Consider the following 297-nt stretch of genomic DNA (forward strand, 5'->3'; position numbering starts at 1 on the left):
CTATAAAGTTTTTTACAAGAAATGTAACAGCAAACAAAATATCATCAGTAATAGTAGGTGTTGCTGCTACGATCTTGAAAACAGCAGCAGTGGAAATTTCATCAAACGATGCAACAAATTCAGAAAGTTTTTTCAATCCTGTTTCTGCAATCCCTTGTTGATTGTCAGACATGTTTTTATACTCATTGCAAGAGAACGGAACAGGAATAATAGGCTTGTATTGTACTTCTTGTTTGGGAAAGCCACTTGCACCAGCTTTATTTTGAAAATTACTATACATAGGCTCTACGTAAAACT

The 297-nt window shown here is 34.3% G+C and carries 1 protein-coding gene; it reads right to left on the reverse strand.

From position 1 onward, the window contains the following. A partial coding sequence (locus SCA31_RS22910; protein ID WP_410699339.1) for a hypothetical protein occupies nt 1-280 on the reverse strand: 280 nt, incomplete at its 3' end. Nucleotides 281-297: the final 17 nt, after the last annotated feature.

The organism is Chryseobacterium sp. SIMBA_028 (genome assembly GCF_046535285.1).
Classification (GTDB): domain Bacteria; phylum Bacteroidota; class Bacteroidia; order Flavobacteriales; family Weeksellaceae; genus Chryseobacterium.